At 51.7% G+C, this 15,055-nt stretch carries 12 protein-coding genes; 10 read left to right on the top strand and 2 right to left on the bottom strand.

Features of this window, described 5'->3' with window-relative positions; translation table 11 throughout:
- The first annotated feature begins 151 nt into the window (after positions 1-151).
- The 6 genes from clpP (at position 152) to FGI04_RS13505 (ending at position 7,851) form a co-directional block, all read left to right on the top strand.
- Entirely contained in the window at positions 152-775 is a 624-nt protein-coding gene (gene clpP / locus FGI04_RS13530) for an ATP-dependent Clp endopeptidase proteolytic subunit ClpP (RefSeq protein ID WP_016942074.1), read from the top strand.
- Positions 776-903: 128 nt separating this feature from the next.
- Positions 904-2,178 (top strand): ATP-dependent protease ATP-binding subunit ClpX, encoded by a 1,275-nt coding sequence (gene clpX, locus FGI04_RS13525; protein WP_407336861.1) that lies wholly within the window; start codon positions 904-906, stop codon positions 2,176-2,178.
- Positions 2,179-2,366: 188 nt separating this feature from the next.
- Positions 2,367-4,730 carry an endopeptidase La gene (gene lon, locus FGI04_RS13520; protein WP_012883762.1) on the top strand — a complete coding sequence of 788 codons (2,364 nt, stop codon included), beginning with the start codon at positions 2,367-2,369 and terminating at the stop codon, positions 4,728-4,730.
- 194 nt (positions 4,731-4,924) lie between these two features.
- Positions 4,925-5,197 carry a nucleoid-associated protein HU-beta gene (gene hupB, locus FGI04_RS13515; RefSeq protein ID WP_342699439.1) on the top strand — a complete coding sequence of 91 codons (273 nt, stop codon included), beginning with the start codon at positions 4,925-4,927 and terminating at the stop codon, positions 5,195-5,197.
- 254 nt (positions 5,198-5,451) lie between these two features.
- On the top strand, positions 5,452-7,332 hold the full coding sequence (gene ppiD, locus FGI04_RS13510) for a peptidylprolyl isomerase (RefSeq protein WP_342699440.1): 1,881 nt from the start codon (positions 5,452-5,454) through the stop codon (positions 7,330-7,332).
- Positions 7,333-7,470: 138 nt separating this feature from the next.
- Positions 7,471-7,851 (top strand): ComEA family DNA-binding protein, encoded by a 381-nt coding sequence (locus tag FGI04_RS13505; protein WP_168363209.1) that lies wholly within the window; start codon positions 7,471-7,473, stop codon positions 7,849-7,851.
- A gap of 112 nt (positions 7,852-7,963) precedes the next feature.
- Here FGI04_RS13505 and queC read toward each other — a convergent pair whose 3' ends face one another.
- Complete coding sequence (queC, locus tag FGI04_RS13500; RefSeq protein ID WP_342699441.1) at positions 7,964-8,659, bottom strand: 7-cyano-7-deazaguanine synthase QueC; 696 nt, start codon at positions 8,657-8,659, stop codon at positions 7,964-7,966.
- Between the two features lie 413 nt (positions 8,660-9,072).
- Complete coding sequence (locus FGI04_RS13495; RefSeq protein WP_038903680.1) at positions 9,073-10,125, bottom strand: PLP-dependent cysteine synthase family protein; 1,053 nt, start codon at positions 10,123-10,125, stop codon at positions 9,073-9,075.
- A gap of 176 nt (positions 10,126-10,301) precedes the next feature.
- On the opposite strand from FGI04_RS13495, the gene FGI04_RS13490 reads away from it, so the two are divergent.
- From FGI04_RS13490 to glnK, 4 genes are all read left to right on the top strand, one after another.
- On the top strand, positions 10,302-10,763 hold the full coding sequence (locus FGI04_RS13490; protein WP_342699442.1) for an Lrp/AsnC family transcriptional regulator: 462 nt from the start codon (positions 10,302-10,304) through the stop codon (positions 10,761-10,763).
- A gap of 81 nt (positions 10,764-10,844) precedes the next feature.
- Entirely contained in the window at positions 10,845-12,611 is a 1,767-nt protein-coding gene (locus tag FGI04_RS13485; RefSeq protein WP_407273096.1) for a SmdA family multidrug ABC transporter permease/ATP-binding protein, read from the top strand.
- Positions 12,604-14,397, top strand: a complete 1,794-nt coding sequence (locus FGI04_RS13480) for a SmdB family multidrug efflux ABC transporter permease/ATP-binding protein (protein ID WP_342699444.1) — start codon at positions 12,604-12,606, stop codon at positions 14,395-14,397. Before FGI04_RS13485 ends, FGI04_RS13480 begins: the two co-directional genes overlap by 8 nt.
- Positions 14,398-14,690: 293 nt before the next feature.
- A complete protein-coding gene (gene glnK / locus FGI04_RS13475; RefSeq protein WP_002208627.1) occupies positions 14,691-15,029 on the top strand; it encodes a P-II family nitrogen regulator in 339 nt (112 codons plus the stop codon).
- The last annotated feature ends 26 nt before the right edge of the window (positions 15,030-15,055 follow it).

The raw sequence follows: 15,055 nt of genomic DNA, 5'->3' as shown, positions 1-15,055 counted from the left end.
TAAATAACTGCGTAGATCGCATCGTCAGGGAAATTGGCCTGATTCCGGCAATACAGAGATGGCTAACTGCGTGTCTTAGCATGGTCATCACTTTCTATCTCAAGTAGAATCAGGGTATATGCGCCAAGTGCATTTTATCTAGGAGACGTTAATGTCATACAGTGGCGAACAAGAAAAACTGGCCCCGCACATGGCTCTGGTGCCGATGGTGGTTGAGCAGACTTCGCGTGGGGAGCGTTCTTACGATATCTATTCCCGGCTCCTGAAGGAGCGTGTGATCTTTCTGACCGGTCAGGTTGAAGATCATATGGCTAACCTGATTGTGGCGCAGATGCTATTTCTGGAAGCTGAGAACCCCGAGAAAGATATCTATTTGTACATTAACTCTCCGGGTGGCGTAATTACTGCCGGTATGTCGATTTACGACACCATGCAGTTTATTAAACCGGACGTCAGCACCATCTGTATGGGGCAGGCCGCGTCAATGGGGGCTTTCCTGTTGACCGCCGGTACAAAAGGCAAACGCTTCTGTCTGCCGAACTCCCGGGTGATGATCCACCAGCCGTTGGGGGGATTCCAGGGGCAGGCGACGGATATTGAGATTCATGCCAAAGAGATCCTCAAGGTGAAAGCCCGGATGAATGAGCTGATGGCCAAGCATACCGGTCAGTCTCTTGACGTGATAGAAAGGGATACGGAGCGTGACCGTTTCCTCTCTGCCGCAGAGGCAGTAGAGTACGGGTTAGTGGATTCTGTATTGACCCATCGTGAATAACGCCATTGATGCGAAATAGCCCGATGACGCGGGTTGTCGGCCGTTGTGATAAGCCGGCTGGTGTTTGTTGTGGCGCGATTGCTATGTGGTTGGCCTGCGGGCAAGAGACTAAAGAAGAGGTTTGACTCATGACAGATAAGCGCAAAGACGGTTCAGGGAAGCTGCTGTACTGTTCTTTCTGCGGCAAAAGCCAACACGAGGTTCGTAAGCTCATTGCCGGGCCGTCAGTGTATATCTGCGATGAATGTGTTGACTTGTGTAACGACATTATTCGCGAAGAAATTAAAGAAGTAGCGCCACACCGTGAGCGCAGCGCGTTACCGACGCCACACGAAATCCGCCGTCATCTTGATGACTATGTTATTGGTCAGGAGCAGGCGAAAAAGGTATTGGCGGTTGCCGTCTACAACCACTATAAACGCCTGCGCAATGGCGATAGCAACAATGGTGTTGAGCTTGGCAAAAGTAACATTCTGCTGATTGGCCCGACAGGTAGCGGGAAAACGTTGTTGGCGGAAACGCTGGCCCGTTTCCTGGATGTCCCTTTCACCATGGCTGACGCGACGACGCTGACTGAAGCCGGTTATGTGGGTGAAGACGTCGAGAATATCATTCAGAAGTTGCTGCAAAAGTGCGATTACGACGTACAGAAAGCGCAGCGTGGTATCGTCTATATCGATGAAATCGACAAGATTTCCCGCAAGTCCGACAACCCGTCCATCACGCGTGATGTGTCCGGTGAAGGTGTTCAGCAGGCATTGCTGAAGTTGATTGAAGGGACGATCGCCGCTGTCCCGCCGCAAGGTGGCCGTAAGCATCCGCAGCAGGAGTTCTTGCAGGTTGATACCTCCAAAATCCTGTTTATTTGTGGCGGTGCATTTGCCGGGTTGGACAAGGTCATTGAGCTGCGTACCGATACCGGCCGCGGTATTGGTTTTAACGCGACAGTGAAAGGCGTGTCCCAGAAAGCGAGCGAGGGCGAACTGCTGAGTCAGGTTGAACCGGGTGATTTGATCAAGTTTGGTCTTATTCCTGAATTTATCGGCCGTTTGCCGGTGGTCGCTACGCTGAAAGAGCTGGATGAAGAAGCATTGATCCAGATTCTTCGCGAACCGAAAAATGCGTTGACCAAGCAGTATCAGGCGCTTTTCAAACTGGAAGGTGCTGAGCTGGAGTTCCGTGACGAGGCGTTGACCGCCATTGCGAAAAAAGCGATGGCACGTAAAACCGGTGCACGTGGCCTGCGTTCTATCGTCGAAGCGGCACTGCTGGAAACGATGTACGATCTGCCTTCACTGGAAAACGTGGATAAAGTGGTGGTTGATGAGTCTGTCATTTCAGAGCAGACCGAACCGTTGCTGATTTACGGTAAGCCAGAAGCCCAGCAGGCATCTGGTGAATAATTAGCCTAAAAAACAACACTGAACGATAAAATGGGGGAATTTAGTCCCCCATTTTTTTTTACACACGTTCAGTCGTTGAATGTAAGACATTTATCCCCATATACTCGATTACCTATAGGTGAAACCCGTGATGCACGTGTTCCACGGATTCCCTTAACCTGGCGGAAACGAAACTAAGAGAGAGCTCTATGAACCCTGAGCGTTCCGAACGCATAGAAATCCCCGTATTGCCGTTGCGCGATGTGGTGGTTTATCCGCACATGGTCATTCCGTTGTTTGTTGGTCGGGAGAAATCAATTCGGTGCCTTGAAGCGGCTATGGATCACGACAAAAAGATCATGCTGGTGGCACAGAAAGAAGCCTCAACGGATGAGCCTGGTGTTAACGATCTTTTCTCGGTAGGGACGGTCGCCTCTATTCTTCAAATGCTGAAATTACCCGACGGCACCGTTAAAGTGCTGGTGGAAGGGTTGCAGCGCGCGCGCATCACCACTCTCTCTGATAGCGGGGAGCATTTTGCGGCCCAGGCGGAATACCTGGAGTCGCCGGCAATTGAAGAGCGTGAGCAGGAAGTGCTCATGCGTACGGCCATCAATCAGTTTGAAGGCTACATCAAGCTGAACAAGAAAATTCCTCCTGAAGTATTAACATCACTTAATAGTATTGATGATGCGGCGCGTCTTGCCGACACCATTGCTGCACACATGCCGCTGAAGCTGGCGGACAAGCAATCCGTGTTGGAAATGTCCGACGTGACCGAGCGTCTGGAATACCTGATGGCGATGATGGAGTCCGAAATTGATCTGCTACAGGTGGAAAAACGGATCCGTAGTCGCGTTAAAAAACAGATGGAAAAAAGCCAGCGCGAGTATTACCTAAATGAGCAGATGAAGGCCATCCAGAAAGAGCTGGGAGAAATGGATGATGCGCCTGACGAGCAGGAGGCGCTGAAACGTAAGATTGAATCCGCCAACATGCCGAAAGAGGCCCGCGAGAAAGCGGAAGCGGAATTGCAGAAACTGCGCATGATGTCACCGATGTCGGCGGAAGCGACCGTGGTTCGCAGCTACATCGACTGGATGGTGCAGGTGCCGTGGCAGGCACGCAGCAAGGTGAAGAAAGATCTGGTGAAAGCCCAGGAAATGCTCGACAGCGACCACTATGGTCTGGAGCGTGTCAAAGAGCGAATCCTCGAATATCTCGCAGTACAGAGCCGTGTGAGCAAGATAAGAGGGCCGATCCTGTGTCTGGTGGGGCCGCCGGGGGTAGGTAAAACCTCTCTGGGTCAGTCTATTGCCAAAGCCACCGGGCGCAAGTATGTCCGTATGGCGCTCGGCGGCGTACGTGATGAAGCGGAAATCCGTGGTCACCGCCGTACTTATATCGGCTCGATGCCGGGCAAACTGATCCAGAAGATGGCGAAGGTGGGCGTAAAAAACCCATTATTCCTGCTGGATGAAATCGACAAGATGTCTTCCGACATGCGTGGCGACCCGGCTTCTGCTTTGCTGGAGGTGCTGGATCCAGAACAGAACGTGGCATTTAACGATCATTATCTGGAAGTGGATTATGACCTGTCCGATGTGATGTTCGTGGCGACGTCTAACTCCATGAACATTCCGGCACCGCTGCTGGATCGTATGGAAGTGATCCGACTGTCTGGCTATACCGAGGATGAAAAACTCAATATTGCGCGTCAGCACTTGCTGCCCAAGCAAATTGAACGTAATGCTCTGAAAAAAGGCGAGCTGACGGTTGAAGATAGTGCCATCATCGGCATCATCCGCTATTACACCCGTGAAGCCGGGGTGCGTAGTCTGGAGCGTGAAATCTCCAAACTGTGCCGTAAGGCGGTGAAATCGCTCATGATGGATAAAGCCATCAAGCACATCCTCATCACCGGCGATAACCTGAAAGAGTATCTTGGCGTACAGCGCTACGATTACGGCCGGGCAGATGAAGAGAACCGTGTTGGTCAGGTAACCGGTCTTGCCTGGACGGAGGTAGGTGGTGATCTGCTGACGATCGAGACCGCTAGCGTACCGGGCAAAGGCAAACTGACGTATACCGGCTCGCTGGGCGAGGTAATGCAGGAGTCCATTCAGGCTGCACTGACCGTGGTGCGCGCCAGAGCGGAAAAACTGGGTATCAATTCCGACTTTTATGAAAAACGCGATATCCATGTGCATGTACCGGAAGGGGCGACACCGAAAGATGGCCCGAGCGCCGGTATTGCGATGTGTACCGCACTGGTATCTTGCCTGACGGGTAATCCGGTACGCGCAGATGTGGCGATGACCGGTGAAATTACCCTGCGTGGGCTGGTGCTGCCAATTGGTGGGTTAAAAGAGAAGCTGCTGGCGGCGCATCGTGGGGGTATCAAGACCGTGCTGATTCCGGAAGAGAACAAGCGCGATCTGGAAGAGATTCCACAGAATGTGATTGCCGATCTGGAGATTCATCCGGTAAAACGCATTGAGGAAGTGCTGACTATTGCTTTGCAGAACTCGCCTTACGGTATGGATGTGGTAAAGACGGCTAAGAAGAAATAGTGACCTATAGCAAAAACCACTGAGAAAATAAGGGCTGGTAAGTGAAATGGTGCTTGCCAGCCTTTTTTCGTGCCGCTAAGTTAGAGCACTGTTGATCCTGTTGGCTGGTAGCCTGCGGTTTGACTGAATAGATAAAGCTACGTGTTGCGCTGGGGGCTCTGGCGCAATGACAGTATTTCAGAGGGGATGAGAGTGTGAACAAGTCACAATTGATCGACAAAATTGCCGCAGATGCTGATATTTCCAAAGCGGCAGCAGGGCGTGTGTTGGATGCAATTATTGGGTCTGTTACCGAATCTCTGAAAGCCGGAGATGACGTCGCTTTGGTTGGTTTTGGTACGTTTTCCGTGCGTGAACGTGCTGCGCGCACCGGGCGTAACCCGCAGACTGGCAAAGAAATCAGTATTCCGGCTGCTAAAGTACCCGGTTTCCGTGCTGGTAAAGCACTGAAAGATGCAGTGAATTGATGATTAAGTAGCAAATTCTGAGTTGGGACGGTCTTCCAGTCCAAACACTACCTGACTCAGCGTGATGGGTAAGGTAAGATATAAGGCGCATCATGGTATGATGTGCCTTTTTTTACAGGTAATTAAGATTACTGTTATCCGGCAAATACTTGAGTGCGCCCTGGCCGAGTGTGGCTATAGCGATAGCAGGGAGGCATGGCTACGGCCTGCGCAGGGGAAGTGTTATCCATTCTACAGCGGAGTGTTGTCACATTATGATGGACAATTTACGCGCGGCCGCTAACAACGTCGTGCTAAAAGTTATTCTTGCCTTGATTATTGGTTCATTCGTGTTGACCGGTGTGGGCGATTACCTGATACGTGGTTCAGGTGATTACGCGGCCAAGGTGAATGGACAAGAGATTACCCGCTCTCAGCTTGAGCAAGGTGTACAGAATGAGCGCAATCGTCAGCAGGAGATGCTGGGGGATAATTTCTCCGCCCTGGCCGCTAACGAAGGGTATATGCAGCAGTTGCGCAAACAGGTGCTGTCACAGCTAATCGATGAAACGCTGGTGGTGCAGTACGCTCATACCCTAGGGCTGAACATCAGCGATGAGCAGATCAAACAGGCGATTTTCTCCGTGCCTGAGTTTCAGACCAATAACCGTTTTGATAACGACAAATACCTGGCGCAGGTGCGTCAGATGGGGCTGACACCAGACGCGTATGCGCAGTTCCTGCGTAAGCAATTGCTGACTCAGCAGCTGATTCGCGGGTTAGGCAGTACAGATTTCGTATTGCAGCAAGAGCTTGATAACCTGGTGGCGATGGCCGCGCAGGATCGCACCATTCGTACGGCAACTCTTGATCTTGGCGTTCGTGCCAAGAGTCAGACTGTCTCTGATGACGAAGTAAAAAACTTCTACGATCAGAACAAGAGCCGTTATCTGGCACCAGAGCAGTTCAAAGTCAGCTATATCATGCTGGATGCCGCTTCTATCATGGATAAAACCAAGGTAGATAACAATGATATCGCGGCTTATTACGAACAACATAAGGGTGAATTCACGCAGCCGGAACGCAAAAAGTACAGCGTCATTCAGCTGAAAACCGAGGCAGATGCTAAGGCCGTGCTCGACCAGTTGAAGAAAGGCGCTGATTTTGCAGCGTTGGCTAAAGAAAAATCCACCGATATTGTTTCCCGTCGTAATGGGGGGGACTTGGGCTGGATGGACGATGGCTCCACGGTGGATGAAATCAAACAGGCAGGTCTGAAGCAGAAAGGCCAGCTTTCTGACGTTATCAAATCTTCCGTGGGTTACCTGATTATCCGTTTGGATGATATTCAGGCGCAGCGCGTCAAAGCGCTGGATGAGGTACGCGCTGATTTGGCTGAAAAGGTAAAACGTGAGAAATCACTGGATGCGTTTTACGCTTTGCAGCAGAAGGTGAGCGAAGCGGCCAGCAACGATAATGAGTCACTGGTTTCTGCTGAGAAAGTCGCTAACGTCAAAGCTGTTCAGACAGACTGGTTTACGCGTGACAACGTACCTGCCGCATTGAATTTCCAGCCGGTTACTCAGGCGATTTTTGGTGGTTCTCTGGTGGGTGAGAATGGCACGCCGGGTAACAATTCCGATGTGATCAGTGTCGAAGGCGATCGAGCGTTCGTATTGCGCGTGACTGACCACAAACCGGAAGCAACCCAGCCGTTGGATAAAGTGCACGATCAGGTCGTACAGTCGCTCAAACGCCAGAAAGCGGAACAACAGGCTCGGGTTGAAGCAGAGAAGATTCTTGCTGATCTCAATCAGGGGAAAACCGATAGCATGACTGCTGCTGGCCTGAGTTTTAGTGCAGCGAAAGTGATATCTTCAATCGGTCAGGCGGATGCGCTGTCAGAGACGGTGTTTGCGATGCCTCAGCCGAAGAAAGATAAACCGTCTTATGCGGTAGCGCAGGATCAGGCAGGCAATATCGTACTGGTCGCCTTGGATGCGGTGAAACCGCACGCCTTATCGGACGATCAGAAGAAACAGTTCGGTAACCAGATAGAGCAGAACTCGGTGGGTGCACTGTTCGATACCCTGCTGACGAGTCTGCGCAGTCAGGCGAAAATCAAGTACGGTAACGCTGCACAAGAAGTGCAATAACCCCCGCAGCGTTTTGCAACTCACTGCAACATTCAAAGGCCGCTTTCGCGGCCTTTTCCACATTTTCAGTTTGCTGTTTGCCGCGTGTCGCACACTCGGGCATTGTTGCCGTGCTGTCAAACACAAGGAGGAAACAGCATGAAAAACTCAGGAATCAAAGCGTTATGTTTTATGGTGGGGATGAGTCTGGCGGGGATGTCAACGTGGCTTCATGCTTCTCCCACTACAGCCTCGCTGGAAAAAACGGGTGTGAGTGCAGCAAAACCTACCTCACCGGAACATAAACCTGAAAAAGCGGCTAAGCCATCGGTGGCAACCGATGAAGAAGAAGTAAGTATTAACAAGGCGACGGCGGAACAACTGGCTGCGGCGCTCAATGGTGTAGGGCTGAAAAAAGCACAGGCGATAGTCTCTTATCGTGAGCAAAACGGGCCGTTCACCCAAATTGAGCAACTGCAGGAAGTTCCGGGAATTGGTAGTGCGCTAATCGAGCGTAATCAGTCACGTTTGCGTCTGTAAGTGCGTTTATCGTCAGAACACATTGGCAAAAACGCAGTTTCGGCGTGAGGGTAGGCGTCAATGTGAAAAGCCAGTACCAGACAAGCATCCTCTTGTCTGGTACCTGGTGGGGTCACTTCAGCCCGGTTTTTTTCTTCATAGCGGCCATGACCGCGGATGGATTCTGGTGGTACTCTGCCAGCCCTTTCGCTCTCAGGTGACACGCCGCGCATTGCCCGCATCCCGTTCCTTTAATGCCGTTGTAGCAGGTGAGCGTATGGTTTTGCACGGTATCAAGCTGTTGATAGTAGTCTGCCAGTGCCCAGGTTTCTGCTTTGTTGAGCCACATCAGCGGTGTGACAAAACGAATATCTTTGGCCAACCCCAGGGTTACCGCCTGGTTCAAGGCCTTAACGAACTCGTCTCGGCAGTCGGGATAACCAGAGAAATCGGTTTCACAGACACCGGTAATAACAGTCTCTGCCCCTACCTGATAGGCGTAGATCGAGGCCAATGTCAAAAAGAGGATATTTCGGCCAGGAACAAAGGTACTTGGCAAGCCATCGGCCGTGGCATCAAACTCGGGTACAGGAATACTGTCACGAGTGAGGCTACTAACAGCCAGTTCGTTAAGCAGGCTGACGTTCAGCACCTTATGCGCTCTGGCTCCCAGTGTGCGAGCCAGCTCGGCAGCAACGTCGATTTCCGCACGGTGGCGCTGTCCGTAGTCAAATGTGACACAGTGGACTTCATCGTACTGCTGCAATGCCTGTATCAGGCAGGTGGTAGAGTCCTGACCACCACTAAAAACTACAACTGCACTTGTCATTCTTCTCTTCCCTCATGCATGGGTGCAGCCAGTCGGCCGCAATCCGCCAAACTTATTCTGGCGGATACTGTACTTGTTCTGGTGGTTATATACCCAAAATAATTTGAGTTGCAGGACAACACGCTCGCGTGTTGAACAACGCGATGCGTTGGCCCTTTAGGGCAAGGCTCGTTAGAGCCTTGTAACGCGGCAATCGAACGGACTCCCCAGGAGCTTACACAAGTAAGTGATTCGGGTGAGCGACAAATCGGCATGCGCCGATTTGAACGCTGCTTGCAGCGGCCCGAAGGGCGAGGCCCATTGATGGGCCGAGTAACGCAGTCAACGCACCTGCAACTTGAAGTATGAAGGGGATAGTACTTGAAATCCCGATACAGTTCAGTGCGAGGGGTGTGCGGCCGACCGGAATACCATCAGGAAAAGGGATGTCCTTCGGTCAGTTGCTGCAAGTAAGGAGTGACATCACCGATATGATTTTTTACCCAGTCTGGATTGTAATAGGTATCGAGATAACGCTCACCGCTGTCACACAGCAAGGTAACGATCGCGCCACGGCGTCCTTCAGCTACCATTTTTCCTGCCAATTGCAACATACCCCATACATTGGTTCCGGTAGACGGGCCGACTTTACGTCCCAGTATTTTCTCGAGCCAGTACAAGGTGGCAATGCTGGCTGCGTCAGGTACTTTAACCATGTCGTCGATTACGCCGGGGATAAACGAGGGTTCGGCACGAGGGCGACCAATCCCTTCAATACGGCTGCTGCATGTGCCGATGAGAGTTCGGTCCTGCTGGTGATAGCAGTCATAGAATACCGAGTTTTCCGGGTCTACCACCACCAACTGCGTATCCAACCCTTTGTAATGGATATAGCGCCCAAGCGTAGCAGACGTCCCGCCAGTACCGGCGCTCATGACCAGATAGTCAGGGACAGGAAACGGTTCACGGGCCATTTGCCGATAGATGCTGTCCGCGATGTTGTTATTACCACGCCAGTCCGTGGCCCGTTCGGCGTAAGTGAATTGATCCATATAGTGGCCGTGCAGCTCTTTGGCCAGTTCTTCCGAGGCGGCATAGATCTGACAGGATTGTTCGACAAAATGGCAGTTGCCGCCGTAGAACGCGATTTGTTCGATTTTTCGTTTGGCGGTGCAGGATGGCATAACAGCAATAAACGGTAATCCCAGCAGGCGGGCGAAATACGCTTCTGATACAGCGGTACTGCCAGATGAGGCTTCAATGATCGGCGTGCCTTCTTTGATCCAGCCATTGCACAGGCCATACAGGAATAGAGAGCGTGCAAGGCGATGCTTGAGGCTGCCGCTTGGGTGGGTACTTTCGTCTTTAAGATAAAAATAAATACCGGGGTAATCCGGCAAAGTAAGGCGAATCAGGTGAGTATCTGCCGAACGTTGAAAGTCTGCCTCAATCGCGCTAACGGCGTCTCGTACCCAGGTGGTGGTCATGTGATGTTATCCTGCTGAAAGAAAATGATGTTTCATGGAATATTCCACCACCTGCACTGGCGCGTATCAGCCTTGGGTGGCATACGATGTAGCGTATCGGGTTTTGCAGAAAAAAAGATTGCCTTTTTGTTTTCGAAAAGCGCTAATGAGAGAAAATTTTTCTCTTTTATGTCGCCATGATGGATAAAACTGATCGTATGCTGCTGTCGCTATTACAGCAGGATTGTACCCTTTCATTGCAGGCTCTGGCTGATGCGGTGAATCTGACCTCGACACCGTGCTGGAAGCGGTTAAAGCGGTTGGAGGATGACGGATATATCAAATCCCGGGTTGCATTGCTGGATAACGAAAAGCTGGGGCTGGGGCTGACGGCATTTGTGTTGTTGAAAACCCAGCAGCATAACAGTGCCTGGTATCAGACGTTTTCCCGGTTTGTCTCCGAGATGCCAGAGGTGCTGGCATTTTACCGCATGGCAGGCGAATACGACTATCTGATGCAGGTTCAGGTTGCTGACATGAAAAGCTATGATGCGTTTTATAAACGTCTGGTCAATGGCATACCGGGGCTGGTTGATGTGACATCCAGTTTCGCGATGGAATGTATAAAACAGACTACCGCCTTGCCCCTCCAGGTATAAAATTTATTCACCATACACTTTATGTATAATGACCTGTTTACCGCATTCTACTTTGCTATGTAGCTAATGGATTGAAACCGCGTGAGACTTTTTGTTCAACTGGGATGGTATTTCCGCCGCGAATGGAAGCGCTATCTGGGGGCAGTCATCCTGTTGATTGTGATTGCTATCCTGCAATTGCTGCCGCCCAGACTGGTTGGCATTATCGTGGATGGCGTAACGCAACACCAAATGATCACGGCTTCCGTGCTGTGGTGGATTGGTGGAATTCTGCTGATTGCCTTATTAACGTATCTGCTGCGCTATTTCTGGCGCATCTGGTTGTTTGGTGCGGCCTATCAACTGGCTGTTGAACTGCGAGAAGCGTTCTACCGGCAACTGAGTCGTCAACATCCCGCGTTTTATCTTCGCCATCGTACCGGAGACCTGATCGCCCGCGCGACCAATGACGTGGATCGCGTGGTATTCGCTGCGGGCGAAGGCGTATTGACGCTGGTGGATTCACTGGTCATGGGCTGTGCGGTACTGGTGGTCATGAGTACCCAGCTTAGTTGGCAGTTAACGCTGATAGCGTTGGCACCGATGCCATTGATGGCGATTATCATCAAACGTTATGGCACCCAGTTGCACCTGCGTTTCAAAGACGCGCAGGCTGCATTTTCTTCACTCAATGACCATGCCCAGGAAAGTCTCACCAGTATCCGCATGATCAAATCGTTTGGCCTGGAGGATCACCAGTCGGGCAGCTTTGCCAGGGTGGCGGCTGACGCGGGTCAGAAAAATATGCGAGTTGCGCGGGTAGACGCGCGTTTTGACCCAACGATTTATATCGCCGTCGCCTTGTCTAATTTGCTGGCGGTAGGGGGTGGCAGTTGGATGGTGATACAAGGTTCTTTGACTCTGGGGTCATTGACCAGCTTTGTGATGTATCTCGGGTTGATGATTTGGCCGATGTTGGCGCTGGCCTGGATGTTTAATATTGTCGAGCGCGGCAGTGCTGCTTATAGCCGCATTCGCCAACTCTTGTCCGAAGCGCCAGTAGTTGAAGATGGGACTCAACCATTACCCGCTGAACCCGGAACGCTGGTGGCTGAGATTACGGCCTTCCATTACCCGGAACACTCGGCAATGGTGCTTAACGATGTTCGTTTTACATTGACACCCGGCAAAACTCTGGGGCTTTGTGGGCCAACTGGCTCTGGCAAGAGTACGTTGCTGGCACTGTTATTGCGCTATTTCGATGTCGAGCAAGGGCAGATTACTTACCATGGGCAGGCATTGCATCACCTCCAGTTGGACGCGTTGCGAGGGCGCTTCGCGGTGGTTGGGCAGACACCCTTCCTGTTTTCGGATTCCGTCGCCAATAACATCGCGCTGGGGCGTCCTGATGCGTCCCAACAACAAATAGAAGAGGCGGCGCGACTGGCAAATGTTCATGACGACATTCTTCGCCTGCCACAGGGCTACCAGACGGAGGTGGGCGAGCGGGGCGTGATGCTGTCTGGCGGTCAAAAACAACGTATCGCTATTGCCCGGGCCTTGTTGCTGGAAGCCGAAGTGTTAGTGCTGGATGATGCCTTATCGGCGGTAGATGGACGTACAGAACATCAGATTTTAAGTAACTTGCGTCAGTGGGGACAGAAGCGAACCCTGATTATCAGTGCGCATCGCTTGTCGGCGCTGGTCGATGCCGATGAGATTCTGGTGTTGCAGCAAGGGCATGTGGCGCAGCGTGGTGATCACGCACATCTATCACAGCAGACGGGATGGTATCGCGACATGTATCGTTATCAGCAACTGGAAGCCGCATTGGATGATTCACCTCGTGAGGAGCAATCAAGTGAATAATCCTCGTGCATTATGGCCAACGTTAAAACGGTTGCTGTCTTACGGATTACCGTGGAAGAAAACGGTAGGAACCGGCGTATTGCTATTATGGATAGCCGCGGGGGCTGAGGTAGCCGGGCCGGTTTTGGTCAGTTACTTCATCGATCATCTGGTCAGCAAAGGTGAGTTTCCGCTGATGATAGCGGCCGGCCTGGCGGTGGGATATGTGTTGCTGCAAGGGATGGCCGCGTTGTTGCATTACGTTCAGGCGCTGATGTTCAATCGGGTGGCCGTCGGTGTCGTGCAGCAGTTGCGCACGGATGTTATGGACGCGGCGCTGCGTCAGCCGCTGGCGGTGTTCGATACCCAGCCGGTTGGGCAACTTATCTCCCGAGTGACCAACGATACCGAAGTCGTGCGTGACTTGTATGTCATGGTGGTGGGCAGCGTGTTGCGTAGCGCCGCATTGATTGGGGCGATGCTGATAGCCATGTTTAGCCTGGACTGGCGTATGGCGCTGATAGCCACGGCTATCTTTCCAGCGGTTGCGATTGTGATGGTGATTTATCAGCGTTACAGCACACCGATTGTTCGTCGGATGCGTAGCTATCTGGCGGATATCAACGACGGCTTTAACGAGTCGATTAGTGGCATGAACGTCATTCAACAGTTTCGCCAACAGATGCGCTTCGGCAAAAAACTGAGTGATGCAAGCTGGGCACATTATAACACCCGGATGCAGACGTTGAGGCTGGATGGGTTTCTGTTACGCCCGCTATTAAGCCTGTTTTCGGCGTTGGTGATGTGTGGGCTGTTGCTGCAATTCGGATTCAGCGCTGTCGGTTCTGTCGGGGTCGGGGTGTTGTATGCGTTTATTAATTATCTGGGACGATTGAATGAGCCTCTGATCGAACTCACCACCCAGCAATCGATGCTGCAACAGGCCGTTGTTGCCGGGGAGCGTATTTTTGAGCTGATGGATGGTGCCCGACAGCAGTACGGCGACGATATTCGCGCGCTGGAAAGCGGTCGTATCGATATCGAGCAGGTGACGTTTTCTTACCATAAAGATAAACCGGTATTACACCACATTGAGTTGCATGTGCCGGATCGGGGATTTGTCGCGCTGGTTGGGCATACCGGTAGTGGTAAAAGTACGCTGGCAAGTCTGTTGATGGGGTATTACGTTCCAGATAGCGGTGAAATCCGTCTGGATGGTCGTCCATTATCGGGGTTATCGCATCAGGTGCTGCGTCAACATGTGGCGATGGTGCAACAAGACCCGGTTGTGCTGGCTGACTCCATGTTCGCTAATGTTACGCTGGGGCGGGATATGAGTGAGGAAAAGGTCTGGCAGGCGTTGGAGGCGGTGCAACTGGCATCACTGGTGCGAGACATGCCGCAAGGCATTCATAGTCGCATTGGTGAACAGGGCAATAATTTGTCTGTGGGGCAAAAGCAGTTGCTGGCGTTGGCCAGGGTGCTGGTGGCGACCCCCAGGATCCTGATTCTGGACGAAGCGACTGCCAATATTGATTCCGGTACGGAGCAAGCTATCCAGCGAGCGCTGCGACTGGTGCGTTCCCACACCACCTTGGTGGTGATAGCACATCGCCTGTCAACCATCGTTGAGGCCGATAACATTCTGGTACTGCACCACGGTAAAACGGTGGAGCAGGGAACACATGAACAGTTGTTGGCGAAAAATGGTCGGTACTACCAAATGTATCAATTGCAGCAGGCGAGCAGAGAAATGACCTTTTCACAGCCACATGACTCTGCGGAACTGATCTCCCAGGCACCATGACTGCCAGTATTGGGCAGCGTTTCGCACCATAATTTGGCAGCGCTTTCCTTACTGTGCAATGTGGTGCACTGAAATTAAGCGTGATGCACTATTTTTGTGCGTCACGCGCTCCTGTTTTTCCCGTTCATTGTCCATACTTTATCCACTCCTCTTCTTTTCTGTCTTTAAAGCGTCGCGTTTCGTCACTTTTATGCGGGTGTTGTCGTTATGGCACACGATTTGCTTTAAGTGATGCGTGGACATATTGAGAGTGACGGGCACAAGCCTGAACTTACACAGTTAGGGGGATGAGGATGAAACTGGTTACTGTAGTCATTAAACCGTTCAAGCTGGAAGACGTTCGTGAAGCACTGTCTTCTGTAGGCATCCAGGGGCTCACCGTCACTGAGGTGAAAGGGTTTGGGCGTCAGAAAGGGCATGCCGAGTTATATCGCGGCGCGGAATACAGCGTGAACTTTTTGCCAAAAGTGAAGATCGACATCGCGATCGCTGACGACCAACTGGATGAAGTTATCGATGTCATCAGCAAAGCTGCTTACACCGGTAAGATCGGCGACGGCAAAATCTTTGTTGCAGAACTGCAACGCGTCATCCGTATCCGTACCGGCGAAACTGACGAAGCCGCATTATAACAATTACCTGATTTAGCCTTATTAAA

Source organism: Dickeya ananatis (assembly GCF_019464615.1).
Lineage (GTDB): Bacteria > Pseudomonadota > Gammaproteobacteria > Enterobacterales > Enterobacteriaceae > Dickeya > Dickeya oryzae.
The sequence above is the reverse complement of the archived record's forward strand: the minus strand, read 5'-3'. Positions and strand labels throughout refer to the sequence as shown.

What these genes read in the sequence shown, in the direction of transcription:
- clpX (WP_407336861.1), top strand. Translation starts at nt 904, where the DNA reads ATGACAGATAAGCGCAAAGACGGTTCAGGGAAGCTGCTGTACTGTTCT.
- clpP (WP_016942074.1), top strand. Translation starts at nt 152, where the DNA reads ATGTCATACAGTGGCGAACAAGAAAAACTGGCCCCGCACATGGCTCTG.
- glnK (WP_002208627.1), top strand. Translation starts at nt 14,691, where the DNA reads ATGAAACTGGTTACTGTAGTCATTAAACCGTTCAAGCTGGAAGACGTT.
- ppiD (WP_342699440.1), top strand. Translation starts at nt 5,452, where the DNA reads ATGATGGACAATTTACGCGCGGCCGCTAACAACGTCGTGCTAAAAGTT.
- FGI04_RS13505 (WP_168363209.1), top strand. Translation starts at nt 7,471, where the DNA reads ATGAAAAACTCAGGAATCAAAGCGTTATGTTTTATGGTGGGGATGAGT.
- queC (WP_342699441.1), bottom strand. Translation starts at nt 8,659, where the DNA reads ATGACAAGTGCAGTTGTAGTTTTTAGTGGTGGTCAGGACTCTACCACC.
- FGI04_RS13490 (WP_342699442.1), top strand. Translation starts at nt 10,302, where the DNA reads ATGATGGATAAAACTGATCGTATGCTGCTGTCGCTATTACAGCAGGAT.
- FGI04_RS13495 (WP_038903680.1), bottom strand. Translation starts at nt 10,125, where the DNA reads ATGACCACCACCTGGGTACGAGACGCCGTTAGCGCGATTGAGGCAGAC.
- lon (WP_012883762.1), top strand. Translation starts at nt 2,367, where the DNA reads ATGAACCCTGAGCGTTCCGAACGCATAGAAATCCCCGTATTGCCGTTG.